The organism is Streptomyces sp. JK94, from assembly GCF_053613315.1.
Window position 1 is genome coordinate 87,040 of the sequence record NZ_JBSICH010000029.1, and the last position, 26,097, is coordinate 113,136.

The window sequence follows — 26,097 nt, forward strand, 5'->3', positions numbered from 1 at the left end:
ATGCCCGCTGCCCTGGACCGCATCCGCGTCGGCTCGGCCCCCGACTCCTGGGGCGTCTGGTTCCCCGACGACGCCCGGCAGGTGCCCTGGGAACGCTTCCTGGACGAGGTCACCGAGGCCGGTTACGAGTGGATCGAGCTGGGCCCCTACGGCTACCTCCCCACCGACCCGGCCCGGCTCACCGACGAGGTGACCCGGCGCGGCCTCAAGGTCTCCGCCGGCACCATCTTCTGCGGACTGCACCGGGGCCCCTCCGAGTGGGACGCCACCTGGGAGCAGGTCAGCCGCGTCGCCGCCCTCACCCGGGCCATGGACGCGAAGCACCTCGTCGTCATCCCGTCCTTCTGGCGCGACGACAAGACCGCCGAGATCCTGGAACCGCCGGAGCTGACCGGCGAGCAGTGGGCGCACCTCACCAAGGGCATGGAACGCCTCGGCCACGAAGTGCGGGAGACCTACGGGCTGGACATCGTCGTCCACCCGCACGCCGACACCCACATCGACACCGAGGAGCACGTCGAGCGCTTCCTCGACTCCACCGACTCCGACCTGGTCGGCCTCTGCCTGGACACCGGCCACTACGCCTACTGCGGTGGCGACAGCGTCAAGCTGATCGAGACCTACGGCGAGCGCATCGGCTACCTGCACCTCAAGCAGGTCGACCCGGAGATCCTCGCCGACGTGCGGGCGGGCGGGGTGCCGTTCGGTCCGGCCGTGCAGCGCGGGGTGATGTGCGAACCGCCCACCGGGGTGCCCGAGCTGGGACCGGTCCTGACCGCCGCCCAGCGGCTGGGCGTGGACCTGTTCGCCATCGTGGAGCAGGACATGTACCCGTGCGAGCCGGACAAGCCGCTCCCCATCGCCGTGCGCACCCGCAGGTTCCTGCGCTCCTGCGGAGCCTGAGGCCGGCGGGGCGGGCCCCGCCGGCGCCCCGTCCGGCCGACCGCCGAAGGGCATCGGCGCCCCGTCCGGCCGACCGCCGACGGGCGTCGGCGCGCCGGCCGCGCGGCCCGCCGGCCCGTTCAGCCCCGTCGTACCTCCGCGATCGTCACCGGCCGGTGCTCCCGTACCGACAGGGTGCACGCCTCCGCGATCCAGCCCGCCTCCAACGCGTCCTCGATCGTGCAGGGGGAGGGGCGGACACCGGCGACGACCTCGGTGAACGCGCTGAGTTCGGCGCGGTAGGCGGCGGCGAAACGGTCCATGAAGAAGTCGTGCGGAGTGCCCGCCGGGAAGGTCGCGCCGGGCTCCACCGAGCGCAGCGGCAGCTTGTCCTCCAGGCCGACCGCGATGGAGTCCGTGAAGCCGTGGATCTCCATCCGGACGTCGTAACCGCGCCCGTTGTGACGGCTGTTGGAGACCACGGCGATGGTGCCGTCGTCCAGGGTGAGGACCGCGCCGGTGGTGTCGGCGTCGCCCGCCTCCCTGATGAAGTCGGCGCCGCGGTTGCCGCCGACGGCGTACACCTCGGTCACCTCGCGGCCGGTCACCCAGCGGATGATGTCGAAGTCGTGCACCGAGCAGTCCCGGAAGACGCCCCCGGAGGCGGCGATGTACGCGGCCGGCGGCGGCGCCGGGTCCAGGGTGGTCGACCGCACGGTGTGCAGCGTGCCCAGCCCGCCCCCCTGCACGGCCGCCCGCGCGGCGACGAACCCGGCGTCGAAGCGGCGGTTGTACCCGACCTGCACCGGCACGTCACGGCCCGCGACGGCTTTGAGCACCTCGACGCCCTCCGCCATGGTGCGCGCGACGGGCTTCTCGCAGAAGACGGGGACGCCCGCCTCCACGGCGGCCAGGATCAGGCGCGGGTGGGCGTCGGTCGCCGCCGCGATCACCACCCCGTCCACCCCGGCGGCCAGGGCCGCCTCGGGGGAGTCGGCCACCTCGGCGCCGAACCGCTCGGCGGCGGCCTTCGCGGCGTCCGCGAACGGGTCGGCGACGACGAGCGAGTCGACGGCGGCGAGCCCGGAGAGGGTCTCGGCGTGGAAGGCGCCGATGCGGCCGAGGCCGAGGATGGCGATGCGCATGGTTCTCGTTGCTCCTTGTGCGTGGTTGCCGTGGTGGGGGCTCGGGTCGTGACGGGCCCGGCCGGACCCGGGCCCGTGGCCGCCCCGGGCCGGTCCGGCGGTGGCGAGGCGGTGGACCGGCGGCCGTTGATCCGTGCCGGGGCTCCGTCCTCACCCCTCGGGGCGGACCTCGACCCAGGTACCGCGCTGAGCCGACCGCGCCATCGCGTCCAGTACCGTCGCGCTGTGCACGGCGTCCGGCAGGGTGGCGCCGTACGGGGTCGCCTCCGCGATCGAGCGCAGGAAGCGGTGGGCCTCCACCACCTTGAGGTCGTCGTAGCCCATGGCGTTGGCGGCACCCGGCTGGAAGGCGGCGAACTCGCCGTGGCCGGGTCCCACGTAGACGGTGCTGACCGGCTGGTCCTGGTACGCCGTGCCCCGGCTGACGCCCAGTTCGTTCATGCGGCGGAAGTCCCAGAACACCGCGCCGGCGGTGCCGTGCACCTCGAAGCCGTAGTTGTTCTGCTCACCGACCGAGACCCGGCAGGCCTCCAGGACCCCTCGGGCCCCCGAGGCGAAGCGCAGCAGGCAGCTGACGTAGTCCTCGTTCTCCACCGCGCCCGGTTCGCCGTCCGCGGCTCGGGCGTGGCCGGCCGTGGCGGTGGTCGGGCGGGACCGCTCGGGCAGGAAGATCGCCGTGTCGGCGGTCAGGGACGTGATGTCGCCGAGCAGGAACCGGGCCAGGTCGACGCCGTGCGAGGCCAGGTCGCCGAGTACCCCGCTGCCGCCGCGCTCCCGCTCGTAGCGCCAGGTCAGGGCGGATTCGGGATGGGCGGCGTAGTCGCTGAAGAGGCGGATGCGGACATGGGTGACGGCGCCGATCCCGCCGGACGCGACGAGGTCGCGGGCGGCCTCGACGGCGGGTGCGTTGCGGTAGTTGAAGCCGACCGCGCCCTGGACACCGGCCTTGGCGACCGCGTCCGCCACCGCGCGGGCGTCCGCGGCGGTCAGACCGACCGGCTTCTCGATCCAGAGGTGCTTGCCCGCCTCGGCCATGGCCACGGCGATCTCCCGGTGCAGGAAGTTCGGGGCGGTGATGCTGACCGCCTTGACCCGCGGGTCGGCGGCCACGTCGCGCCAGTCGCGGGTCGTCGAGGCGAACCCGAACTGCGCGGCGGCCTCCTCCGCGCGCCCCGGTACCTCCTCGGCGACCGTCACCAGCTCCGGACGCAGGGCGAGCCGCGGGTAGTGGTGCCGGACGCGGGCGTACGCCTGGGTGTGCACCCGGCCCATCCAGCCGAAACCGACGACGGCGACACCGAGCGCATCCACCATGAGAGCCCCTCTTCGGACCGGTCCCTGCTCTGTCCCGCCCACCCTGGGCGAGCCTCGGTATCATGTCAACCTTTTGACAGGACAAAGCACGGCCGCCCGCACCCGTCCACCCGAGGCCGGCCGCGTACGCCTCGCGCGGCGTCTTGTGCACCGTCCACGTCGTACGGCCGCCCTCCCGCAGGACGGACGGCCTGGTCACCCGGCCCGACCGCCGGTGCCGGACCACTCGCCGCCTCTGCCGTGGCCGACCCGCTGAGCACGACGAACATCGCGTCCGCCCCGGCGTCGGCGACGACGCCCGCGGTGATCTGCCGGACGCCGCGCGCTCGTGACGGCCGTCCGCCGACCACCGGACCATCCTGCCGGTGACCTCGGGGGTGCCGGACAGGATCCGTTCGGGGGAGAGGGGCCCGGGTACGACTCCGCCTCGGCCCGTGCCCCGATGAGGTAGGCTCGACCAGCGCGATCACACGGAATCCGAGCGTACGGAACCGTGCGGCGCACACCGGGACGTGGCGCAGCTTGGTAGCGCACTTGACTGGGGGTCAAGGGGTCGCAGGTTCAAATCCTGTCGTCCCGACGGTGAAGTACACGATCAGTCGCCCTGTTTCGACAGGGCGACTGATCATTTCCAGGGCCGCCTCTGGAAGACCTCCCGCGACCCCGACCACGCGGCCAAGAAGGCCCGTGTCGAGCACCTCTGCGCGATCGCCGACGGCGAGGTCATACCCGAGGCGGACGAGCGCGCTCGGCGTATCCCCGAGCGAGCAACAAGTGCCCGTGGTCGGCCAGCACTTCGCGCGCCTCGGGTACGTCCTCGTACTCCTTCAGCCGGTGCAGGACCGTCCGGGCCCGCTCCGCCGTGCGCTCCGAGGAGAGGTCCCCGGACGTGTCGATGACGCGGCGGGCCTCCTCGGCGGCCTGCTCGGGTTCGTTCGCGTCGGCCAGGGCCACGGCCAGCCACGACCGGTACGGGGCGACCTCCCGGGCGTGCGTGGCGTCGTAGCGTCCCAGCACGTCCTGGAGCAGCGGCACCGCGCGCAGCGGGCGGCGCAGCTCGGTGAACACCCGGGCGTCCATGACCTCCAGCTCCTCGCGGTTCGCCCAGTAGGCCCACGTCGGTGCGGGGGGCCGTCGGTGGTGTCCAGAGCGGCGTGTGCCTGCCCGAGCGCCCGCAGTGCCGGTTGCGTCTCTCCGGCGCGCGTGTGCGCCCACGCCATGCGGTCCAGGAACAGGGCGCGGGTTGCGGCCGGAGCGTCCGGTCCGGCCTCCGCAACGGCCGCCTTCGCCAACTCCAGGCCCTCCCGCTCCCGGCCGCTGTTCGTCAGGTGGTAGCCGAGGCTGCCCGCGAGCTGTGCCACCAGCGGCGCGTCCCCGGCCTGGCGGGCGGCCGAGAGCCCGAGCCGGTAGGCGTGCTCCGCGTCCTCACCCCGACCGGCGTCCGAGGCGATCCATCCGGCGATCTGCCCCAACTCCCCGATCTGCACCAGCAGGTCGGGCCCCGTTTCCTCGGAGTGCTCGGACTCGCGAAACAGGCGGACGGCGGTGCGCAGCTAACGGAAGGCGGGAGCGATCAGGTCACCGCCGGACAGTACGTCGTCCGCGAGTCGGAGGCCGTGGACGCGAGCTGCCAGGCCGTCCACGGTGGTGGTGCCGATTCGACGGCCACCGGGGGCCGCCAAGGGCTCTGGAGCGTCCCCGTCGGGCAGCAGGTCCGCGAGGGTGGCCGCGACCCCGGGAAGGGTGGCCTGAGCGTCCCCCCGGGCGTACGCGGCGGCCTGCTCCAACTCGCGCACCGGCACCCCGAGCACCTGGGCAAAGGTGGGCAGCCACACGTCCGGGATGCGCTCCCCACGCTCCCACCGGGAGACCTCGTTCCGCGTGATCGACTGGGCGCCTGACACGGCGCACAGCACGGCGGCGAACTGCCGCTGCGAGCGGCCGGAGTGCCGCCGCAGACCGGCGAGGTAGGCGCCGAACTCGCGGCGTCGCTCGGTGGTGCCGCTCATGGTGGCCCCCTTCCGCATCCAGTGTGGCCCCTCCCTGGCCCCCTGGTCGGCTCCTCCGCATGATCACGCCCCCCCGGTTACCTGAACGCGAAGCGCCCCGGCGACCGCGAGAACGGCCCCGGGGCCGGCCGATCTGAAGGAAGCAGACCGACATGCCGCAACCTGCAACCCGGGCACGCCAGACCGGGCACCCCGGGTATAGCGAGACCCTGCCGAGGCGGCCCGAGAGCGCGGCCACCGCCCGGCGCCTGCTTCGTACCGCCTGTGCTGTCCGGGGACTGGACGACCTGGCCGAGGACGGGGCGCTGATCGTCTCCGAGCTGGTGGCCAACGCTGTGCAGCACGCCCGGCGGGAGTCCATCCGCGTGGTGGTGGAGCGCGCGGCCCGGGGCACGGTGCGGGTGGCCGTCGCGGACCTCTCCCGGGCGCGGCCGGTGGAGCGCGAAGCGGACGATAGCGAAGAGGGCGGGCGCGGTCTGCGTCTCGTGGCAGCGCTGGCCGCCGACTGGGGCACGGATGAGCGGCGCTGGGGCAAGATCGTGTGGGCGGACCTGGAGGGGCGCGGGTGACCACGGGAGAGGCCCCCGGCCGCAGTGCGGGGCGCGCCCATCTGTCGCAGTTGATCGAGCTGTTCGGTACGGACGGATGCCTGCGGATCAGTACGGCCCTTGCTGAACCCGGCCCGCCCGTCGTCGGCGGAGAGTACGAGGACGACGAGCAGAACTGACCGCCCCAGGGCGCGGGCGTCCGGTCGCGCGCCGCTCGGCGGCGATCCGTGCCGGCTCCGTCCCGCCGGGCCCCGGCGGGACGGAGCCGGCCGAACGATGTGACCGGGCCCGCCGCCTCCCCCGAAGCGGCGGGCCCGGTCGGCCGAGGGCGTCACCTCAACGCAGTGTCCGGACGACACTGCCCCCCGTGGGCGACGCACCCCGGCCGTCCCCGGCGCCGGACTGTGGCCGCGGCGCCCGGGTGCTGCGGAGCCGCGCGGTCACCAGCACATGACCGCCGTCTCACCCGCACCCCACGAGGAGTACAGGCGCACCCGGACGACATAGCGGCGGCCCTTGACCAAACGGGCCTTGATCGTGGCGTTGCGCGGTGTTCCTCCGTCGTCCTGCCCCGTGAGGTAACGGGGCTTCCCGTCCCGCACCTCGAAGATCACGACGACGGCGTCGCTGTCACCGAAGGTGCCCACGGTGTACTCGCGGGTCTCCGGCGGGTCGACGCGGAAGTCGGCCTGCTCGCCCGGCCCGAGACCCAGCGGCACCGAACGGAACGGCACCAGCGGTCCCGGCCGGCCGATCGGCGGGTACCAGCGCAGCGCGAACTCCTTGTCGGCGGCCGAGAGGGTGCCGGGCGGGTGCAGGCCGGAGCGGTAGTGCTCGGGCTCCAGTATCAGACCCGACGGAAACGGATACTCCATGATCGACTGCGGGTCCCAGACCGGACCGTTGGCCTCGTCCGTGTCGAGCTTGCGCAGGATGTTGTGGTACGTCCGCTCCCGGCTCCAGTGGTTCGGCGGACCCGCCAGCTCGGCGTAGACGGCCTCGTCGTCCCAGAGGATGCCGGCGAACGGGCTCTGGTGCTCGTGCAGCATGCCGAGCGCGTGCCCGATCTGGTGCAGCACCGTCGCGCGCTCCCCGGGAGCGGTCAGGTCCCAGCCGAAGTTCATCGTCCGGTCGTTCAAACCCACCTTGAGCGCGTCCTTGCCCACCGTCGACCAGGATCCGTCGTCGGGCCGGAAGCCGATGCGCAGCTCCGCCTCCGACCGGTCGCCCACCTCGGTGAGGACGAGCCCGATGCCCAGGTCCCGCCACTCCCGGAAGCAGTCGCGGACCACGTCCCGCTGCTCCTCGGTACCCACCCACGACATCCGCCGCGGCCGGCCCGTGCCCGGCATGGGAACGACGGAGGAGTCGGTGTCACCGCCGAGGAAGCAGTAGTGCAGGACCGTCCCGTTGACCCACATCCGCTGCCCGCCGACGAGCGCGGCGAGGCGCTCGGCGGCCAGTCCCGGCGCGAACGCGGGCTCAGGCTGCTGCGCGAGCGAGCAGTAGCGTGCGGTCATGTCCCCCAGACTGCCGTCCGGGCCGGTCCGGCGCCTGAGTCGGGGGCTACTCAAGTCGCCCTGTATCAGGGATGAGTACGCCGGCTCATGTTGCCGTGACGACTTCACTGCGCGACGCGAGGACGCTGGAGACCGCCTGGCCCTTCACCGGGCGGACGGACGAACTGGAACTGGTGCGCCGGACGCTGACGGCCGGACGGAACGGCATCGTGGTGACCGGCCCGGCGGGCTGTGGCAAGACCCGGCTCGTGACGGAGGCCGTCCGCGGCACCGACTGCGCCCGGGCGGCCGGGACGCCCGAGACCCGCGCCCTCCCCTTCGCCGCCTTTGCCCACCTGCTGCCCGACGGCGTCACCCTGCACCGCGCGGTCCACCTCCTGTCCGGCGTACGGCTGCTGCTGGTCGACGACGCCCACCTGCTCGACGACGCCTCCGCCGCCCTCGTGCACCAGCTCGCCGTGCACGGCCGCACCCGGCTGCTGGTCGTCGCCGCACAGGGCGAGCCCGCACCGGGCGCGGTGTCCCGGCTGTGGTCCGGCGAACTGCTGCCGCGACTCGCCCTGGAACCGCTGCCCAGAGAGGAGATCGCCGGACTGCTCGCGGCCGGCGCGGGTGCCGCCCTGGAGCCACTCACCGCCGACCGGCTGCACCGCCTGTGCCAGGGCGACCTGCGGCTGCTGCGCGAACTGCTGGCCGCCGTCCGTGAACGGGGGCTGCTCAGGCCGGTCCCGGGCACGGACCGGCAGGCGTGGCGGGGGCCGGTGCCGGTCACGCCGGCCCTGCGGGAGCGCGCCGCCCACGTACTCGACCGGGCCCGTGCGCAGGAGCGGGAGACGCTCGAACGCCTCGCCTTCGCCGAGCCGCTGCCCCTCGACCTCGACCACCTCGACGTGCGGACCCTGGAACACCTGGAGACCGAGGGGCTGATCACCGTCGACGACCACGGCGCCACCCGTCTCGCGCACCCCCTGCACGGCCCGCTCCTGCGCGCCGCCGCGGGCCGGCTGCGGGCCCGGCGCCTGGCCCGCACGCCGGACGACTCCTGCGGACCCGCCCTCGCCGCCGAACGGGCCGACCTCGCCCTGCGCATCGAGCAGGCCGACGTACGCGCGGCACAGACGCCCGTGGGGGAGTGGCTGGTGGCCGAGGGCGAGCCCCTGCCGGCGGAGTACGCGGCGCTGCGCGCCCGGTTCGCGCGCCTGCGGGGCCGGCTGGGCGAGGCCGCCGCCTGGGCCCGCGAGGGCCTGCGCACGAGCCCCGCCGACACTCCCTGCCACGACGAACTGGCCCTGGCGGTCACCCAGTCGGGCGACGTCGTGGCGGGCGGCGGGGGTGCGGCCGCCGCCTGGGCCGCCGCCGCGCGCGGGGACCTGGACGAGGCGGTCCGGGTGGCCGCCGCCGGCGATCCGTACGACGCCGTCCGGCTCGGTGCCCCCGAGCGGGCGGCCGGCCGGCTGACCGGCGTCTTCGCCGCGCACGCCGACGCGCTCGCCCGGGGCGACGGACCGGCGCTGGACGAGGTGGCCGGGCGACTGGAACGGCGGGGCTTCCTGCTCTTCGCGGCCGAGGCGCACGCCCAGGCGGTGGGCGCCCACCGCGACCCCGGCGCCGCCCGCACCGCCCGTGCCCGCGCGGTCGCCCTGGCCCGGCGCTGCGAGGGCGCTCGCACCCCCGCCCTGTCCGGCCTGGCACTGGGCGAACTCACCGCCCGCCAGCGGCAGATCGTCACGCTCGCCGCCGCCGGACTGAGCAACCGGCAGATCGCGGAGCGCCTCACCCTGTCCGTCCGCACCGTCGGCAACCACCTCTACGGCGCCTACACCCGCCTCGGCGCCGGGGACCGGGGCGCTCTGCCCTGGCTGGTGGAGCTGCCCGAGCCCCAGCCCGCCTGACCGCGCGGCGCGCGGGACCTCAGGCCGCCCCGAATGCGCAGAACGCCCACCCCGTCGCCTGGTGCACCGCGTCACCGGGCAGCGCGGCCCGCGCGTCGCGCAGCGCCTCCGCCAGGGACAGTCCCGCGTCCAGGCCCTTGTGCAGCGCGAGCATCAGCGGCACCACCGCGGCGTCGTTGACCGGCGCGCTGCACGCCACCACTCCGGCGGTGCCCAGCGGCAGCAGCGCGGTGACCAGGCCGAGCAGCTCGTCCGCGCCGACCGTGGCGAACCGCGCGGTGTCGCAGCAGGACAGGATGATCCGGTACGGACTGCGGTCCAGCCGTTCGAAGTCGTGCACGATGAGCGGACCGTCCGCCATGCGCAGCGACGAGAACAAGGGGCTGTCCGCACGGAAGGTCCCATGGGCGGCGATGTGCGCCAAAGCCGCACCGTCCAACTCCCGCAACACCCGCGGCACCCGAGCGGCGTCCCCCTCCAGCACGGTGGGCGCCCCCGGCCGGTCACTGCTCTCCGTCCGGTCACCGCTCTCTGGCCGGCCGCTGCTCTCCGTCCGGTCACCGTTTTCCTTCCGGTCACCGCCCTCCGGCCGGGCCGCCGGCCCGTGCGTCCCCGGTGCCCCGCCGCTCCCCACGGAAGCCGCCTCACCGGCCCCGCCCCCGGGCGGCGGCCCCCACGCCCGATCGCCGCCCGGCGCCCGCGACGTTCCGTAACGGTCGGCGAGTTCCGGTACCTCGGCCCCGCCGCTCGCCAGCCCCGGCCCGCGGACCAGCACCTGGCGACCGCCGGGCGGGGGAGCCGTCTCCTTCGCGCGCAGCCAGCTGGTCGCCGACGGGGAGACGCTCAGGACCCGTTCGCGCAGCGCGGGCAGCAGGGCCCACGGCACACGGTGCAGGCGGCCCGGCGGCACCACGACGACCGGACCGGAGCCCAGGTGCGCCGCGGCGGGGCCGAGCAGCAGCTCCTGAAGGCGCGCCCCCGCCGCCTCCACCAGCGGCAGCCGGGCCTGCGCCCCCGGGTGGGCCAGGCGCCGCAGACCGGCCTGGACGTGCTCGGCCTCCCGCTCCGCCTCCGCCAGCAGCCCGGCCTCGAACCGCCGCACCCGCCCCCGCCCGCACAGCAGGACGTGCACACGCCCGTCGAGTACGGCCAGCTCCACCAGACGTACGCCGTCGCCCAGCCGGTCCAGCAGCCGTCCGACGTCGAAGCGGTCACCGTCGCCGGGGTCCTCGCCCCGCATGTGCAGGGTGCGGGAGCGGATCTCCCGCTCCAGGCGCCGCTGTTCGCGTTCAAGGGCGGGGGCGGGCCGGCCACCGCCCGTGCGGGCCTCGTCCGCGCGGGCGGCCAGTTCCCGGAACGCCGTCATCGCACTCAGCAGCACCGGATCGGCCGGCGGCCGGGTGGGCGGCGCCGCCAGCACCGTCGCCCGCCAGCGTTCGCTCCACACCAGCAGCCGCCGCGGCCCGCCCGAGACCAGGCTCGCCCGCTGCGCCATCGCCGCCAGCTCCGTGCCCTGCGCGGTGGCCCGGGCCCGCAGCTCCGAGGCGCCCAGCGTCATCCGGTGGTCGTCGAGGACGTCCAGACCGCGACGGCAGGCCTCGAGCACGCCCCGCTCCGAACCCGCCGCCCGCGCCCGCAGCGCCTGCGCCGCCCAGCCCGTCATGCGCGCCAGCGGCGGACCGCCGTGCCGGCTGCGCGCGGCGACCGCCAGATGCCGCTCCGCGTCCGCCGTCCAGCCCAGGCCCAGCGCGATCCGGCCCGCGAGCAGGGACGCCTCCGGAGCGGCCGGCGCACCGAAGGCGGCCAGCCGCTCCGCCACCGCCGCCGCGTCCGCGACCAGCCGGCCCGACCCGCGCCCCGTCGCGACCCGGGCCTCGATCAGCACCAGCCGGGCGTGCGTCTCGTACCAGGTGCGCCGCTGCCCGGCGAACAGCCGCACCGCGACGGCCGCGCGCGCGAGCGCGGTCCGCGGCTCGCCCGCGAGCCGGGCCGCCCGCGCCGCCACCAGCAGCAGCTCCGCCTTGCGGGTGGACTGCCCGCCCATCCCGTCCAGCGCCGCTATCGCCCCGTCCGCCTCGGCCAGCGCCTCCGTGGCCAGGCCCGCCGCCATCAGCACCTCGCAGCGCCGGATGGTCAGCATGAACGTCGGTGTGCCCAGCTTGGCGTACCGCTCCTCGGCCTCGTCGAGCAGCCGCAGCGCCGTCGGCACGTCGCCCGAACGGAACGCCGCGAGTCCCCGGCTCTCCACCGCGTCGGCCTTGTCGTGCTCCTGGCCGGTGGTGTCCCACAGCGCCTCCGCGTCGGTGAAGTCGGCGTCCGCCCGCTCCACCGCGCCGAGCGCCAGGTGCACGGTCGCCCGCAGGGTCAGGGCCCGGGCCGTCCAGATCACGTCGTCCGCCTGCCGCAGCACCGGGATCGCCCGCCGTACGTCCTCCAGCGCCTCCCCGTGCCGGCCCAGCACCCACCACACGTACGCCCGCCGGTACAGCACCCGCGCCCGGGTGTGCCCGCTGCCGCGTGCCACTCCCTGCTCGAAGGCCGCCAGCCCCTCCCGGGTGCGGCCGGAGTGCACCAGCGCCACCCCGAGCGTGGCCAGTACGTCCGCCTCCCGCTCGGCCGAGTCGGCCCGGGCCGCGAGGTCGCGGGCACGCCGCAGATGGGCCAGGGCCTGCCGGGTGTCCCCGAAGTCCCGCTGCCAGATGCCGATCACCTGATGGGCGATCGAGGCGTGCAGCGGTGCGGGTGCGGCCCCGAGCAGCTCCTCCGCCCGCGCCAGCGCTTCGTTGGGGGCGGCGAACACCATCGGCAGCAGTTGGAGAACCGACTCGTTTCCCGCTGTCACTCCACGGATGGTAGTGCTCCGGAACCACGTCACACAGGTTCGAGTCTGTATCAATCAGGCCCCTCGGGACTCTGATTGACGACAGCGGCCACGAACGTCGTCACCACCGCCGCCTCAGTGGAGGACATGCCATGGCACCACAGCGATTCCGCGAGCAGTTCGACCAGATCCAGCGCTCGATGCCGGACGTCCCGCTGGTGATGGGGCCGGACGACTCCGCCGAGTTCTTCTACGAGAAGGGCGTCGTCCTCGCCCGCGACGGCGACGAGGCCCGCCTCGTCGAGGACACCGTGCGCGACCACTTCACCACCTTCGCCGGCCTGGCCCCGGACCACGTGCGCCGGGCGAGCCCCGAGACCAACCGCACCGGCATCACGCGCATCCAGGTCGGCGACCCCGGCGAGGGCGACCGCAGCGGCGACCCCGCCGTGGCGAACGCCCTGCGCTCCCTCCGGACGATGGAGGGGCGCGCCGGCCGCCGGCTGATCAGCCGCAACCACGTCGTCTCCATCGCCGTCAACGCCTGCCCCGGCGACGAGCCCATCCCCGTCCCGATCAGCGAGCCGCCCAACCCGGCCGCCGCCGAGACGCCGTACGACGAGGGGACCGCCGTCGGCGTCCTCGTCATCGACACCGGCCTCATGCGCGACTACCGGTCCTACCCGCTGCTCACCCACACCGACGGCGACGCCCAGCTCAGGGAGTGCGACGACGACGGCGTCCTCCAGCAGTACGTCGGCCACGGCACCTTCATCGCCGGGCTGGTCGCAGCCGTCGCCCCCAACACCGACGTGACCGTCCGCAACACGCTCAACGACGCCGGCGCCATCCTGGAGTCCGAACTGGGCGAGAAGCTCTTCGAGGCCGTCGACCGAGGCGGCTGGCCCGAGGTCCTGAGCCTCTCCGCCGGCACCCCCAACGGCCGCACCGACGGGCTGCTCGGTGTGCACGCCTTCATGGAGGAACTGCGCGAACAGCGCACCCTGCTGGTCGCCGCCGCCGGCAACAACGCCAGCGCCACGCCCTTCTGGCCCGCCGCCTACGCCGACCTGCCGGGCTGGGAGAACTCCGTGCTGTCGGTCGGCGCGCTGCGCGCCGACGGCGAGTTCGGCGCCTGCTTCAGCAACCACGGCGGCTGGGTCAAGGTCTACGCCCCCGGCGAGCGGCTCACCAGCGCCCTCACCGGCTTCGGCACGCCCGTGCCCTACGTCTACCAGCACTCCACCTACGACGCCTGCCGGTACGGCTTCGCCTACGCCTGCACCTGCCAGTACCCCCGGCACAACGGGGTGCTGAGCGAGCCCGGCGAGGCACCCGCGAAGCCGGACCAGGTGATGTTCGAGGGGCACGCCCAGTGGAGCGGCACCTCCTTCGCCACCCCCGTGGTCGCCGGCCTGGTCGCCTCCCACATGACCGCGCACAAGGAACGGGACCCGCGCGCGGCCCGCAAGCAGCTGATCGCGGCCAACACCGAGTACGCGGAGGTGCGCGGGGCGCACGTGCCGGCGCTGCTGCCGCCCACCTGGCACCCGGTCACCGTCGAGGCACCGGCCGGCGGGGCGTGAGCGGCCGCATGCCGGGCGGAACCACCCGCTCCGCGGCGTACGATGACGTGTCGTACACGAGGGGTGGGACCGTGGACCGTGCAGATGTCGGGGCGCTCGTCCAGTCGGCCGCCGACGGGGACGCGGCGGCGTGGAAGTCGCTGGTGGACGGGCTGGGCCCGCTGGTGTGGTCCGTCGTGCGGGCGCACGGCCTGTCGGACGCCGACGCGCACGAGGTGTACCAGACCGCCTGGTTCCGGTTCGCCCAGCACCTGGGGCGGATCCGCGAACCGGAGAAGACCGGCTCCTGGCTGGCGAGCACGGCGCGGCACGAGTGCCTGAAGCTGCTCAGGGCGTCGAAGCGGTGGACACCGACCGACGATCCGCAGCTGCTGGACCGGCCGAGTGAGGACCGTACGCCGGAGGAGTCGGTGCTCGACTCCGAGGAGGCCGCCGCGCAGACCGAGCGCGTGCGGCGACTGTGGCAGGAGTTCGAGGAACTGGGCGAGCGCTGCCGCCAGTTGCTGCGGGTGCTGATCTCCTCGCCGCCGCCCAGTTACCAGGAGGTGTCCGCCGCGCTGGGAATCGCGGTGGGCAGCATCGGGCCGATGCGCCAGCGCTGTCTGCGCCGGCTGCGAGCCCGACTCGAGGCACGGGGGGTGTCATGAGCGACATGCGCGACGACGGATTCGACGGGATCGACGGGATCGACGGCGGGACCGTCGGGGACGGCGAGGGGGGCTTCACGGACCTGGAGCTGGACGCCGGGCTGCTGGAGGAGGAGCTGCGGCAGGCCGCCGTGATCCTGGACCCGGTCCCGACGGAGCTGCGGCGGATCGCCGTCGACGCCTTCGCCCTGCACGACCTGGACGCCCGCGTCGCCGAGCTGACCTTCGACTCGCTGGTCGACGCCATTCCGGTCAGAGGGGAGAACGACCCGCCGCGGATGCTGACCTTCAGCGTGGACGAGGTGACGCTCGACGTCGAGGTGACCGCGGACGGCCTGATCGGCCAGGTGCTGCCGCCGGGCCCGGCCCGGATCGAGGTGCTGAGCGGTCCCCGGGCCCATGCGCGGCTGACCGCGGACGACCTGGGCCGGTTCACCGGCGAGGCCCCGCCCAGCGGCCCGTTCGCGCTGCGGCTGCGCACCGGCCGCGAGGTGGTCGTCACGGAATGGCTGCGCGCCTGACCCGCCGTCCCACCGGTGCCGGGCCCGGGTGCGGGCCGCCGGCCGGTGGGGCCGTCTCGCGTGTCCCGCGCCCCGCGTCGGGCGTGTGGGAGCCCCGGGCCGGCGGGCGGACCGGTGGTCAGCCGGACACGGCGTCGACGAGCGCCGCCAGCGACGCGGCGAGGCGGGGGAGTCCGGGCCCGGCCGGGCCGCCCGGTTCGCTCATGTAGGTGTCCCGGCGGATCTCCACCATCAGCGCGCCGACCTCGCGCCGCTTCCCGTGGAACTCCAGCGGCACGTACGCTCCGCTGAACGGGCTGTTCAGGCCGGTCTCCCCGCACGGGGCGAACGCCTTGCGGGCCGCGGCGAGCAGGTCGGGCGACGTGTGGAAGCCATCGGTGCCGAGACAGACCGGCGGGCGCGGGCCCCGGCCGTGCAGCTCGTAGGGCAGTGGCTCGGCGGGGTAGGAGTGCACGTCGACGATCACGGCCCGTCCGGTGGCGGCGAGCCGATCGGCGACCGCCTCGGTCATCGCCCGCGCGTACGGCCGGAAGTACCGCTCGATCAGGGGCGCCCGGTCGGCCCCGTCGGCCCGTAGCACCTCCCGGTGCGTGGTCCGCGTGTACACGGCGCCCATGCCGACGGCCGCCATCTCCTCCCGCTCGTCCGGGAACCGCTCCGGATCGACGACCAGCCGTGACGCATGGTTGACGAACCGCCAGGGCGTGAGGCCGGCCAGAACGGCCGCCTCCTCGGCGATCTCCGCGGTGTGCGCGTCGGTGATGCGGTCCAGCTCCCGTTCCAGCGCCGGGTCGTCCAGGACGATGCCGGCGCGGACGTCGGCCGGGACGTGCCGCGAGGAGTGCGGCACGTGGAGGATCACGGGGGACGCCGCGGCGCCGGGCAGCAGCCCGAAGGTGTGCGGGACGTCGGACATGCGGGGCGGCTCCGGGAGGCGGCGGGGACGACACGGACGGGCACCCCCGTCCCCGCCGAGCGGAAACGGGGGTGCCTGCCGTGACGTGCGTGTGGGCGCGGGGATCAGGCGAGGGACGCCAGCGCCTCGTTCCACGTGGCCGACGGACGCATGACCTCGGCGGCCTTGGCCGGGTCGGGCTGGTAGTAGCCGCCGATCCCGGCGGGGTTGCCCTGGACGGCGTTCAGCTCGTCGACGATCTTCTGCTCGTTCGCCGCGAGCGTCTCCGCGAGCGGGGCGAAGGCCTTCGCCAGGTCCGCGTCGTCGGTCTGCCGGGCCAGCTCCTGCGCCCAGTACAGGGACAGGAAGAAGTGGCTGCCGCGGTTGTCGATGCCGCCGACGCGCCGGGTCGGGGACTTGTCCTCGTTGAGGAAGGTCGCCGTGGCGCGGTCGAGGGCGTCGGCGAGGACCTTGGCCCGGCCGTTGCCGGTGACCTCGGCGTACTGCTCCAGGGACGGCACCAGGGCGAAGAACTCGCCGAGGGAGTCCCAGCGCAGGTAGTTCTCCTTGACCAGCTGCTGCACGTGCTTGGGCGCGGAGCCGCCGGCGCCGGTCTCGAAGAGGCCGCCGCCCGCCATCAGCGGGACGACCGACAGCATCTTGGCGCTGGTGCCCAGCTCCAGGATCGGGAAGAGGTCGGTCAGGTAGTCGCGCAGCACGTTGCCGGTGACGGAGATGGTGTTCTCGCCGCGGCGGATGCGCTCCACCGACAGCTTGGTCGCCTCCACCGGGGACAGGATCCTGATGTCCAGGCCCTCGGTGTCGTGCTCCGGCAGGTACGCCTTCACCTTGGCGATCAGGTTGGCGTCGTGGGCGCGGCCCTCGTCCAGCCAGAAGACCGCCGGGTCGCCGGTGGCGCGGGCGCGGGTGACGGCCAGCTTCACCCAGTCGCGGATCGGGGCGTCCTTGGTCTGGCAGGCGCGGAAGATGTCGCCGGCGGAGACCGCCTGCTCCAGGACCGCGTTGCCGTCGGCGTCGACCAGGCGGACCGTGCCCGTGGTGGGGATCTCGAAGGTCTTGTCGTGGCTGCCGTACTCCTCGGCCTTCTGCGCCATGAGGCCGACGTTCGGGACCGAGCCCATCGTGGAGGGGTCGTAGGCGCCGTTGGCGCGGCAGTCGTCGATGACGGCCTGGTACACGCCGGCGTAGGAGGAGTCCGGGATGACGGCGAGCGCGTCGTGCTCCTGGCCGTCCGGGCCCCACATGTGGCCGGAGGTGCGGATCATGGCCGGCATGGAGGCGTCGATGATGACGTCGGAGGGCACGTGCAGGTTGCTGATGCCCTTGTCGGAGTCGACCATCGCCAGCTCCGGGCCCTCGGCGAGCTCGGCGTCGAAGGAGGCCTTGATCTCGGCGCCCTCGGGCAGGGACTCCAGGCCCTTGTGGATGCCGCCCAGGCCGTCGTTCGGCGTGAGGCCGGCCTGGGCGAGCGTCTCGCCGTACCGCGCGAAGGTCTTCGGGAAGAAGGCGCGGACCACGTGGCCGAAGATGATCGGGTCGGAGACCTTCATCATCGTGGCCTTCAGGTGTACGGAGTACAGGATGCCCTCGGACTTGGCGCGGGCCACCTGGGCCGTGAGGAACTCGCGCAGCGCGGCGACGCGCAGCACGGAGGCGTCGACGACCTCGTCCTTCTTCACCGGGACGGACTCGCGCAGCACCGTGGTGGTGCCGTCGTCGCCGGCCAGCTCGATCCGCAGCGCGCCGTCCTCGGCGATCACCACGGACTTCTCGGTGGAGCGGAAGTCGTTCTCGCCCATGGTCGCGACGTTCGTCCGGGACTCGGCGGTCCAGGCGCCCATGCGGTGCGGGTGGGTCTTGGCGTAGTTCTTCACCGAGGCCGGGGCACGGCGGTCGGAGTTGCCCTCGCGCAGGACCGGGTTGACCGCGGAGCCCTTGACCTTGTCGTAGCGGGCGCGGACGTCGCGCTCCTCGTCGGTCTTCGGGTCGTCCGGGTAGGCCGGCAGCGCGTAGCCCTGGTCCTGCAGCTCGGCGATCGCGGCCTTGAGCTGCGGGATGGACGCCGAGATGTTCGGCAGCTTGATGATGTTGGCCGCGGGGGTCTTGGCCAGCTCGCCCAGCTCGGCGAGGGCGTCCGGGATGCGCTGGTCCTCGGTCAGGTACTCCGGAAACAGGGCGATGATCCGGCCGGCCAGCGAGATGTCGCGGGTCTCGACGGCGACCCCCGCCTGCGAGGCGTACGCCCGGACCACCGGCAGGAACGAATACGTCGCCAGGGCCGGGGCCTCGTCAGTGTGCGTATAGATGATGGTCGAGTCAGTCACCGGGTGCTCCGCTCCACGTCTGCAACATTGCTCGACATCAAGATATCTTGTGATCGACCTCGGCTCGACAGGGGTCGCACGGAGTTTCCGGACAACCGGCCGTGCGAACCCTGCCGGGCAGGCGAACGGGGCGGTGGGCGGTCAGGCGAAGGGGACCGCGTCCCCGCCCGCCCGCTGCTGCGGGAACACCACGGTGCCCTGCTGGAGCGCCACCGTCCGGGCGGGTGCGGGGATGCGGATGCCCTCTTCGCGGTAGCGCCGGTGCAGTCGTTTGATGAACTCGTGCTTGATCCGGTACTGGTCGCTGAACTCGCCGACGCCCAGAATCACCGTGAAGCCGATCCGGGAGTCGCCGAAGGTGTGGAACCGCACCGCCGGCTCGTGCTCCGGCACCGCTCCGGTGATCTCCCTCATCACCTCGGCGACCACCTCGGTCGTCACCCGTTCCACGTGCTCCAGGTCGCTGTCGTAGGACACCCCGGCCTGGACCAGGATGGTCAGCTTCTGCTCGGGCCGCATGAAGTTGGTCATGTTCGACTTCGCGAGCTGCCCGTTCGGGATCACGACCAGGTTGTTGGACAGTTCGCGGACGGTGGTCTGCCGCCAGTTGATGTCCTCGACGTAGCCCTCCTCGCCGCTGCTGAGCTGGATGTAGTCACCCGGCTGCACGGTCTTCGAGGCCAGGATGTGGATGCCGGCGAAGAGGTTGGCCAGGGTGTCCTGCAGGGCCAGCGCGACCGCCAGACCGCCCACGCCCAGGGCGGTGAGCAGCGGTGCTATGGAGACGCCCAGGGTCTGCAGCATCACCAGGAACCCGATGGCGAGCACCAGGATGCGGGTGATGTTGACGAAGATCGTGGCCGAGGCGGCGACCCCGGAACGGGACGTCGTCACCGTCCGTACCAGACCGGCGATCACCCGGGCCGCCGTCAGCGTCGCCACGAAGATCAGCAGGACCGTCAGCACCTGGTTGACGCCGTGCTGCACCGCCCGCGTCAGCGGTAGCGCCGCCGCGGCGCCCGCCACGCCGCCCGAGACCGCCGCCCACGGTGCCACCGTGCGCAGCGCGGCCACGATGACGTCGTCGCCGCTCCAGCGGGTGCGCCCGGCGTGTCCGGCCAGCCAGCGAAGCACCATGCGCAGCAGGAACGCCCCCGCCAGGCCCGCGGCCAGCGCGACGCCGGCGGGCACCAGGTGGTCCGCGGTCAGGTCGTCCGTCACCGGCCGCCTCCGAGGAATGCGGCTCGGGCGAAGGCCCTCGCCGACGGCCGGGTGTGGAGTTTCGTCACGTCGTCACCTGCTTGATTCCGGGGTGTGCGAACACGCCGGCCCGCAAGGCAGTTCGACCGGCGCGAGCGTCATCCTGCCGTATCCCGCGGGGTGGTCCGCACCGCGCGGGGGGAGCGGGGCCCGGTGGCTGGTCGGCGGTGGGGCTGTGTCTGTCGCGGCCCGTGTGTGGTCGGTCGGCGGTGGGGCTGTGTCTGTCGCGGCCCGTGTGTGGTCGGTCGGCGGTGGGGCTGTGTCTTCCGCGGCCCCCGTGAGCGCGGCCGGTGGTCACCTCGGTGCCGACGCCCTCAGATCACCCTCATCCGCACCAGCGCGGCCAGCGTCAGCGCCCCCGGCAGCAGGGGCAGCCACACCGTGAGGAGCCGGAAGGCGAGCACCACCGCCGTGGCCACGGCCGCCGGGCCGCCCGCCGCGACCAGCGCCACCACCAGCGCCGCCTCGACGGAACCGATACCGCCCGGGGTGGGCACCAGCGCGACGGCGACGGTCGCCGCCAGGTACGCCACCGCCATGTGCGCGGCCGGCACCGGCAGCGCCAGCGCCCGTCCCACCAGGACCAGTACCGCCGCCTGGAGCGCCGGGAAGGCGAGCGCGCCGCCCCACAGGGCCAGGGCCCGCGCCGGGCGGGCGTGCACCGAGCGGGCCTCGCCGAGGGCCGTCCGCAGGAAGGAGTCCGCCGCCCCGCGCAGCCGTGGCGCCAGCGCGAGCACGCCCGCCGCGACGACCGGCACCGCTCCGGCGGCGATCAGCAGCGGTCCCACGGCCCCTTCGGGCAGCAGCGTGCCCAGCCGCAGCGCGTCGGGGAAGGCGATCAGCAGGGCGGCCAGCAGGGCGACGCGGCCGACGCTCTCCGCCAGCAGGTACAGGGCGAGGGCGGCCGAGGACCGGGCGAGCGACAGCCCGCACACCGACATGAACCGCAGGTTGACCGCGCTCGCGCCCAGCCCCGTGGGGAGCAGGTGGTTGGCCGCGCCCGCCGCGAACTGCGTGGCCACCAGCCGCCGCCGGGGGAGCCGTTCCACCACGGCGCCCTGCCGGGTGCAGGCCGCGGCGACCCAGGTCAGACACGTCGCGCAGGCCGCCGCCAGCAGCCAGGGCCACCGGGCCGTCGCCAGATGGCCGAAGCCCTCGGCGAGCACGGGCAGGTGCCGCACCGCGACCACGGTCACCAGCAGCAGCGGGAGCACACAGAAGATCCGCCGGACCAGGCGGCCACGGTCGCGCCGACGGGCGGGGACGAGGACGGGGCCGGGGCCGGGGCCGGGTCGCTCGGAGAGTTGTACCGCTGTCACACCGCAAGAGATTCCCCCAGCCGCGCCAACTGCGGGTGGCCGACGCGCGGACGAGGGCTTACGGACCGCGGGCGCCCGGCCCACCCCCGCACCCTTGACCTCAAGGAAGATCGAGGTTCTACCGTCACCCGCATGAGCATGGAGACCACAGCCTGGACCCAGTTGCACAGCGTCATGAACGCCGAGCAGGAGCGCCGGCCCCTCGCCCGCGCGACGCTGCGCCGCGTCGGCGCGTTCGCCCGCCCGCACCGCCGCCGTATCGCCCGGTTCGTCCTGCTCGGGGTGGTGACCGCGCTGCTCGCCGTCGCCACCCCCGTCCTGGCCGGACACGTCGTCAACGCGATCGTGTCGGGCGACGACGAGGGCACGGTCGTCCGCCTCGCCCTCCTGATCGCGCTCATCGCGGTGGCGGAGGCGGGGCTCGGCATCCTCTCCCGGAGGCTGTCGGCGGCGCTCGGGGAGGGACTCATCCTCGATCTGCGCACGGCGGTGTTCGATCATGTGCAGCGCATGCCGGTCGCGTTCTTCACACGTACTCGTACGGGAGCGCTGGTCTCCCGTCTCAACAACGACGTCATCGGCGCCCAGCGGGCCTTCAGCAACACGCTGTCCGGCGTGGTCAGCAACCTGGTCACGCTGCTGCTCACCCTCGCCGTCATGCTCACCCTGTCCTGGCAGATCACCCTGCTCGCCCTGGTGCTGCTCCCGGTGTTCGTCCTCCCGGCCCGGCGGGTGGGCCGCCGCATGGCCCGCATGCAACGCGAGGCCGCCACCCTCAACGCCGCCATGGGCACCCGCATGACCGAGCGCTTCTCGGCGCCCGGCGCCACCCTGATCAAGCTCTTCGGCCGCCCGGAGGAGGAGTCGGCCGAGTTCGCCGACCGGGCCCGCCGCGTCGCGGACATCGGCGTGCGCACCGCCACCGCCCAGGCGGCGTTCATCACCGCCCTCACCCTGGTCTCCGCCCTCGCCCTGGCGCTGGTCTACGGCCTCGGCGGCTGGTTCGCCCTGCGCGGCACCCTGGACCCGGGTGCCGTCGTGGCACTCGCCCTGCTCCTGACCCGGCTGTACGCGCCGCTCACCGCCCTCGCCGGGGCCCGCGTGGAGGTCATGAGCGCCCTGGTCAGCTTCGAACGGGTCTTCGAGGTGCTGGACCTCGCCCCGCTCATCGACGAGAAGCCCGACGCCCGCCCGGTCCCCGAGGGTCCGGTCGCCGTCGAGTTCGACGACGTCCGCTTCGGCTACCCGTCCGCCGACAAGGTCTCCCTGGCCTCCCTGGAAGAGGTCGCCTCCCTGGACACCCGGGGCGGCGCCGAGGTCCTGCACGGCCTCTCCTTCCGCGCCGAACCCGGCCGGACCGTCGCGCTCGTCGGGTCCTCGGGCGCCGGCAAGTCGACCATCGCCCAGCTTCTGCCGCGCCTGTACGACACCGACGGCGGCACCGTGCGTGTCGGCGGCGTCGACGTCCGGGACCTGAGCGCCCGGTCCCTGCGCGACACCGTCGGCATGGTCACCCAGGACGGCCACCTCTTCCACGACACGGTCCGCGCCAACCTGCTGCTGGCCCGGCCCGGCGCGTCCGACGCCGAGCTGTGGGACGCGCTGGGCCGCGCCCGCCTGGTGGACCTCGTACGGTCCCTGCCCGACGGCCTCGACACCGTGGTCGGCGAGCGCGGCTACCGGCTCTCCGGCGGCGAGCGCCAGCGTATGACGATCGCCCGGCTGCTCCTGGCGCGCCAGCGCGTCGTCATCCTCGACGAGGCCACCGCCCATCTCGACAACACCTCCGAGGCGGCCGTCCAGGAGGCCCTCACGGAGGCCCTGGAGGGCAGGACCGCCGTCGTGATCGCGCACCGGCTGTCGACGATCCGGGCGGCCGACCAGATCCTGGTGGTGGAGGCCGGCCGCATCGTGGAACGCGGCACCCACGACGAGCTGCTGGCCGCCGGTGGCCGCTACGCCGAGCTGCACCGCACCCGGTTCGGACGGCGGACGGGCGTCAAGGCGGAGCAGGCGGCGTGAGCGAGCGGGCGCGCCGGGTGCGGGCCGGGGCGGTGCGGGCCCTACCGGGGGCCGGCCGGAGTGGCCCGCACGGGCAGGTCCTGTTCGGCCCAGACCACCTTGCCCGCGGGCGTGCGGCACGAGCCCCAGCGCCGGCACAGCATGTTGATCAACTGCAGACCGCGCCCGCTCTCGTCGCTCACGTCCGCGTGCTGGATCTGCGGCAGGTCGGGCCCGGAGTCGGACACTTCCACCGACAGACGCTCGTCGCGCAGCAGACGCAGCTCGCCGGGCGCGTTCCCGTAGCGCAGGGCGTTGCCGACCAGCTCGCTGACCACCAGCTCCGTCGTGTCGACCAGGTCCTGGAGGCCCCAGGCCACCAACTGCTCGCGCACCGCGGTCCGGGCCTGGCCGGCGGCCTTGCCGTCCGGCGGCAGCGTCCGTACGTACACGTCGCCGCCGGGTCCGAGCGGCCGGGCGCCGGCCACCAGGACGATCGCGTCGTCGGACCGGTCCCCGCCGACCCGTTCGGCGACCACCCGGCATCCCGAGCCGTCGCCGGGGACCCCCTCGCCGACCGCCTCGCGCAACCGTTCCAGCTGGGCGGCGAGGTCGGCTCCGTGCGACCTGACCAGGCCGTCCGTGTACAGCGTCAGCCGCCCCCGGTCGGGCACGGTGAGGTCGACCGGGTCGTACGGGATCACCCCGGTCCCCAGCGGCGCCCCGACGGGCAGGTCCAGGAACGCCGTGGTGCCGTCGGGCCCGGTCAGCAGCGGCGGCGGATGACCGGCGCTGGCGATGCGGAAGGTGCTGCCGTACGGGTCGTAGACCGCGCACAGACAGGTGGCGACCTGGTCCTCCTCCAGGTCGCGGGCGGCCAGGTCCAGCCGGGCCAGCAGCCGCTCGGGCGCGATGTCGAGCCCCATCAGAGTGCGGGCCACGGTGCGCAGCCGGCCCATGGTCGCGGCGGCGGCCAGGCCGCGTCCCATCACGTCGCCCACCATCAGCGCCGTACGGCCGCTGGGCAGCGCGACGACGTCGAACCAGTCGCCGCCCACGGCGGCCGGATCGTCGGCCGGGGCGTAGCACGTGGACACGTCCAGGCCGGGCGTACTCGGGCTGGACCGGGGGAGCAGGGCCCGCTGCAGCGTGACCACGTGCTCACGCTCACGCCCGTAGAGCCGGGCGTTGTCGATGGAGACGGCGGCCCTGGACGCCAGTTCCATGACGAGGGCCACGTCGGCCCGGGTGAAGGGTGCCCGGCTGCCGGCCCGGACGAAGTCGGCCAGTCCCAGCAGCACCCCCCGGGCGATCAGCGGCACCGCAAGGTACGAGTGCACTCCCGCGCGGCGCAACAGCTCGGCCGCCCGGGGAGAGGCCGCGACGGCGTCGAAGTCGGTCCCCTCCATCCGGGCGACCAGTACGGGCTTGCGGGTGGTCAGACACGTGCGCACCAGCCGGTCGGCGGTGTAGACGGCCACCTCGCCGACCGAGTCCGGCGCGAGGTCGAGCCCCGGGACCTCGGAGACCGCCATGGCCCTCAGCTCGGGCGTGCCCGGCTCCCCTCCGGCGCGGTCGCCCTCCTGGAACCGGAGCACCGACTCCAGCAGGTCCACCGCACACCCGTCGGCCAGCTCCGGCACGGTGAAGCCGGCCAGTTCCTCGGCCGTGCGCCGCAGGTCCAGGGTGGTGCCGATGCGCATACCGGCCTCGTTGAGCCACGCCAGCCGGCGCCGGGCGCGCACCGCCTCGGTCACCGGGTGCACGGCGGCCTTGAGGGCGCGGCGGCCGCCCGCGAGGCGTTCGGGAGGCAGGCGGACCCCGCGCAGCCACGGTCTTTCCCGCACGCGTCGCCTCCTCCCACGGCCTCCTGTCCCCGATTCTGCCTCGCTTCGGGGCGACCGGCGACGGCGACGCCCGGATTCGGCGGGACCACCGGCCGGGGCGGGGCCGCCGGGTCACCTCACGCGCGCAGCCACACCGCGGTGTCCCGCGGCAGCCGTCCGTGTCGAGGGGGCCGCCGGCCGGCAGGAGAGCGTGGGCCGGGGGCCGGCGTCGTCACTCCTCGGGACTGACCCCGTGGGCCCCGGAGGGCGGTGCGGCCCGCCTCCCGACGGAGCCGGTCACTGCGCGGCCAGTACCCGGTCGACCTGCCGCTCCGCGGTGGAGAGCAGCTTGTCGATGTCGGCGTCCTCGTTGGTGAGGAGGCCGGACGTCACGTCGTCCGGGACCTTGTGCACCTCCTGGGCCTTCGGCGGCTCGGCCCTGCCCGGGACCACGCGGGGAAGATCGGGTTCCGCAGTTCGGGCAACGCCGGCCCCACCAGTCGTGCGCGTTCTCCCCGCGGTCGCGTGGGCCGCTCGTAGCGCAGGACGTCCAACGTGCTCAGCACGGAAGGTCAGTGCGGCGTGACGCGGGCGACGACCGGAAGGTGATCGCTGCCGGTGGCGGGCAGGGTCCACAGGTGGCCGACGGTCGCGGAGCGGGCCATGACCTGGTCGATCCGGGCCAGCGGGAAGGCGGCGGGGAAGCTGAGGGCGACACCCCGCTCGGCCACGTTCAGCCGCGAGGTCAGCGGCGTCAGCGCGCGGTCGTCGACGGTGCCGTTGAGGTCGCCCAGCAGGATCACCCTGCTCAGCCTCTCGGCCGCGACGGCGTCCCCCAGCAGGCCGGCGCTCTCGTCCCGCCGGGACGCCGCGAGACCGCCGGCCCGGACGCGGACCGAGGGCAGGTGCGCCACGTAGACGGCGATATCGGCCCGTGGTGTGCGGACCACCGACCGCAGCCCGCGGTTCCACTCCCGCGTGATGCCCCGGGGCCTGATGTCGAGCCCCCGGACGTCGGTGAGTGGATACCTGGACCAGAGTCCGACCGTGCCCCGGACCGCCCGGTACGGGTACTGAGGGGCGAGGGTCTCGGCGTAGACGCCGAGGGCCGGGCGCACCAGCTCCTGGAGCGCGATGAGGTCGGGCCCGGCGTCGGCCAGGGCACGGGCCGTGCCCGCCGGGTCGGCGTTCTCGTCACTGACGTTGTGCTGCACCACGACGAGGTCGGCGGCGTCCGGCTCCGGCGCGGGCAGGAGCAGAGCCCCGAAGTGGTACGCCCACGCCGCCGCGGGCAGGAGCAGGGCCACCAGCGCGAGAGCCGAACGGCGCAGCAGCGCCAGCAGGAGCAGCACCACGACCGCCAGGCCCAGCCACGGCAGGAACGATTCCAGCAGACTGCCCAGCCCGCCCACTCCGTTGGGAACCGCCCGGTGGAACAGCAGCAGGGCCGCGGTCACCACCGCGAGCACGCCGAGCACACGCCCCCGCGACCGGACCGAACCGCCCCGCGCCCACCGCACCATGGTCTCCCGTCGCTCGTCCCTGTTCCTCAGGACGCGTCACGAG

The 26,097-nt window shown here is 74.3% G+C and carries 20 protein-coding genes, 1 tRNA gene and 3 pseudogenes; 9 read left to right on the forward strand and 15 right to left on the reverse strand.

Annotated features, from left to right (window positions below):
* Positions 1-903: a sugar phosphate isomerase/epimerase family protein gene (locus tag ACVV2G_RS24615; protein WP_453844929.1), complete on the forward strand. Its 903-nt coding sequence runs from the start codon at positions 1-3 to the stop codon at positions 901-903.
* 119 nt (positions 904-1,022) lie between these two features.
* Here ACVV2G_RS24615 and ACVV2G_RS24620 read toward each other — a convergent pair whose 3' ends face one another.
* Positions 1,023-2,027 carry a Gfo/Idh/MocA family protein gene (locus ACVV2G_RS24620; RefSeq protein ID WP_453844930.1) on the reverse strand — a complete coding sequence of 335 codons (1,005 nt, stop codon included), beginning with the start codon at positions 2,025-2,027 and terminating at the stop codon, positions 1,023-1,025.
* Between the two features lie 150 nt (positions 2,028-2,177).
* The gene (locus tag ACVV2G_RS24625; RefSeq protein ID WP_453844931.1) at positions 2,178-3,341 is read right to left on the reverse strand and encodes a Gfo/Idh/MocA family protein; all 1,164 of its coding nucleotides are present in this window, start codon (positions 3,339-3,341) and stop codon (positions 2,178-2,180) included.
* A gap of 506 nt (positions 3,342-3,847) precedes the next feature.
* Between ACVV2G_RS24625 and ACVV2G_RS24630 the strand changes: the two genes are divergently transcribed.
* Positions 3,848-3,921: transfer RNA gene (locus ACVV2G_RS24630), tRNA-Pro, on the forward strand.
* Positions 3,922-4,064: 143 nt separating this feature from the next.
* On the opposite strand, the gene ACVV2G_RS24635 is transcribed toward ACVV2G_RS24630, so the two are convergent.
* The 3 genes and pseudogenes from ACVV2G_RS24635 to ACVV2G_RS24640 form a co-directional block, all read right to left on the reverse strand.
* Entirely contained in the window at positions 4,065-4,421 is a 357-nt protein-coding gene (locus ACVV2G_RS24635; RefSeq protein WP_453844932.1) for a hypothetical protein, read from the reverse strand.
* Positions 4,422-4,525: 104 nt separating this feature from the next.
* Positions 4,526-4,894: pseudogene (locus ACVV2G_RS33340) on the reverse strand (NsdA family TPR-like regulatory protein); the annotation flags it as partial.
* Positions 4,895-5,350 carry a helix-turn-helix domain-containing protein gene (locus ACVV2G_RS24640; RefSeq protein WP_453844933.1) on the reverse strand — a complete coding sequence of 152 codons (456 nt, stop codon included), beginning with the start codon at positions 5,348-5,350 and terminating at the stop codon, positions 4,895-4,897. It abuts the pseudogene before it with no gap.
* A 152-nt stretch (positions 5,351-5,502) separates the two neighbouring features.
* Between ACVV2G_RS24640 and ACVV2G_RS24645 the strand changes: the two genes are divergently transcribed.
* Together ACVV2G_RS24645 and ACVV2G_RS24650 are read left to right on the forward strand one after the other, a co-directional pair.
* Entirely contained in the window at positions 5,503-5,919 is a 417-nt protein-coding gene (locus ACVV2G_RS24645) for an ATP-binding protein (protein WP_453844934.1), read from the forward strand.
* On the forward strand, positions 5,916-6,077 hold the full coding sequence (locus ACVV2G_RS24650) for a hypothetical protein (protein ID WP_453844935.1): 162 nt from the start codon (positions 5,916-5,918) through the stop codon (positions 6,075-6,077). The genes ACVV2G_RS24645 and ACVV2G_RS24650 overlap by 4 nt, the downstream gene beginning before the upstream one ends.
* Before the next feature lie 261 nt (positions 6,078-6,338).
* Here the strand turns inward: ACVV2G_RS24650 and absR1 are convergent, their stop codons facing one another.
* Positions 6,339-7,418: a beta-glucuronidase AbsR1 gene (absR1, locus tag ACVV2G_RS24655; RefSeq protein WP_453844936.1), complete on the reverse strand. Its 1,080-nt coding sequence runs from the start codon at positions 7,416-7,418 to the stop codon at positions 6,339-6,341.
* Between the two features lie 71 nt (positions 7,419-7,489).
* Here absR1 and ACVV2G_RS24660 point away from each other — a divergent pair, with 71 nt between their 5' ends.
* A complete protein-coding gene (locus ACVV2G_RS24660) occupies positions 7,490-9,310 on the forward strand; it encodes a LuxR family transcriptional regulator AbsR2 (protein ID WP_453844937.1) in 1,821 nt (606 codons plus the stop codon).
* Between the two features lie 19 nt (positions 9,311-9,329).
* On the opposite strand, the gene ACVV2G_RS24665 is transcribed toward ACVV2G_RS24660, so the two are convergent.
* Positions 9,330-12,113, reverse strand: a complete 2,784-nt coding sequence (locus tag ACVV2G_RS24665; protein ID WP_453844982.1) for a CHAT domain-containing protein — start codon at positions 12,111-12,113, stop codon at positions 9,330-9,332.
* 170 nt (positions 12,114-12,283) lie between these two features.
* Between ACVV2G_RS24665 and ACVV2G_RS24670 the strand changes: the two genes are divergently transcribed.
* From ACVV2G_RS24670 to ACVV2G_RS24680, 3 genes are read left to right on the forward strand one after another with little or no spacing between them, the layout of a single operon-like run.
* Positions 12,284-13,717, forward strand: a complete 1,434-nt coding sequence (locus ACVV2G_RS24670; RefSeq protein ID WP_453844938.1) for a S8/S53 family peptidase — start codon at positions 12,284-12,286, stop codon at positions 13,715-13,717.
* An 8-nt stretch (positions 13,718-13,725) separates the two neighbouring features.
* A complete protein-coding gene (locus tag ACVV2G_RS24675) occupies positions 13,726-14,364 on the forward strand; it encodes an RNA polymerase sigma factor (RefSeq protein WP_453844939.1) in 639 nt (212 codons plus the stop codon).
* Positions 14,361-14,885, forward strand: a complete 525-nt coding sequence (locus ACVV2G_RS24680) for a hypothetical protein (RefSeq protein WP_453844940.1) — start codon at positions 14,361-14,363, stop codon at positions 14,883-14,885. The genes ACVV2G_RS24675 and ACVV2G_RS24680 overlap by 4 nt, the downstream gene beginning before the upstream one ends.
* Before the next feature lie 118 nt (positions 14,886-15,003).
* Here ACVV2G_RS24680 and ACVV2G_RS24685 read toward each other — a convergent pair whose 3' ends face one another.
* The 4 genes from ACVV2G_RS24685 to ACVV2G_RS24700 all read right to left on the reverse strand — a co-directional run bounded on the left by ACVV2G_RS24685 (position 15,004) and on the right by ACVV2G_RS24700 (position 20,599).
* On the reverse strand, positions 15,004-15,801 hold the full coding sequence (locus tag ACVV2G_RS24685) for an N-formylglutamate amidohydrolase (RefSeq protein WP_453844941.1): 798 nt from the start codon (positions 15,799-15,801) through the stop codon (positions 15,004-15,006).
* Between the two features lie 104 nt (positions 15,802-15,905).
* Positions 15,906-18,125, reverse strand: a complete 2,220-nt coding sequence (locus ACVV2G_RS24690; protein ID WP_453844942.1) for an NADP-dependent isocitrate dehydrogenase — start codon at positions 18,123-18,125, stop codon at positions 15,906-15,908.
* A 141-nt stretch (positions 18,126-18,266) separates the two neighbouring features.
* On the reverse strand, positions 18,267-19,346 hold the full coding sequence (locus tag ACVV2G_RS24695) for a mechanosensitive ion channel family protein (protein ID WP_453844943.1): 1,080 nt from the start codon (positions 19,344-19,346) through the stop codon (positions 18,267-18,269).
* Positions 19,347-19,699: 353 nt separating this feature from the next.
* Entirely contained in the window at positions 19,700-20,599 is a 900-nt protein-coding gene (locus ACVV2G_RS24700; protein ID WP_453844983.1) for a lysylphosphatidylglycerol synthase transmembrane domain-containing protein, read from the reverse strand.
* Between the two features lie 243 nt (positions 20,600-20,842).
* Between ACVV2G_RS24700 and ACVV2G_RS24705 the strand changes: the two genes are divergently transcribed.
* Positions 20,843-22,726 (forward strand): ABC transporter ATP-binding protein, encoded by a 1,884-nt coding sequence (locus ACVV2G_RS24705; RefSeq protein ID WP_453844984.1) that lies wholly within the window; start codon positions 20,843-20,845, stop codon positions 22,724-22,726.
* Positions 22,727-22,767: 41 nt separating this feature from the next.
* Here ACVV2G_RS24705 and ACVV2G_RS24710 read toward each other — a convergent pair whose 3' ends face one another.
* From ACVV2G_RS24710 to ACVV2G_RS24725, 4 genes and pseudogenes are all read right to left on the reverse strand, one after another.
* Positions 22,768-24,552 carry an ATP-binding SpoIIE family protein phosphatase gene (locus ACVV2G_RS24710; protein WP_453844944.1) on the reverse strand — a complete coding sequence of 595 codons (1,785 nt, stop codon included), beginning with the start codon at positions 24,550-24,552 and terminating at the stop codon, positions 22,768-22,770.
* Between the two features lie 276 nt (positions 24,553-24,828).
* Positions 24,829-24,981 (reverse strand): annotated as a pseudogene (locus tag ACVV2G_RS24715) (sugar ABC transporter substrate-binding protein); the annotation flags it as partial.
* Positions 24,978-25,097 (reverse strand): annotated as a pseudogene (locus tag ACVV2G_RS24720) (LacI family DNA-binding transcriptional regulator); the annotation flags it as partial. The pseudogenes ACVV2G_RS24720 and ACVV2G_RS24715, both read right to left, overlap by 4 nt.
* A 6-nt stretch (positions 25,098-25,103) precedes the next feature.
* A complete protein-coding gene (locus tag ACVV2G_RS24725; RefSeq protein ID WP_453844945.1) occupies positions 25,104-26,054 on the reverse strand; it encodes an endonuclease/exonuclease/phosphatase family protein in 951 nt (316 codons plus the stop codon).
* Positions 26,055-26,097 lie beyond the last annotated feature (43 nt).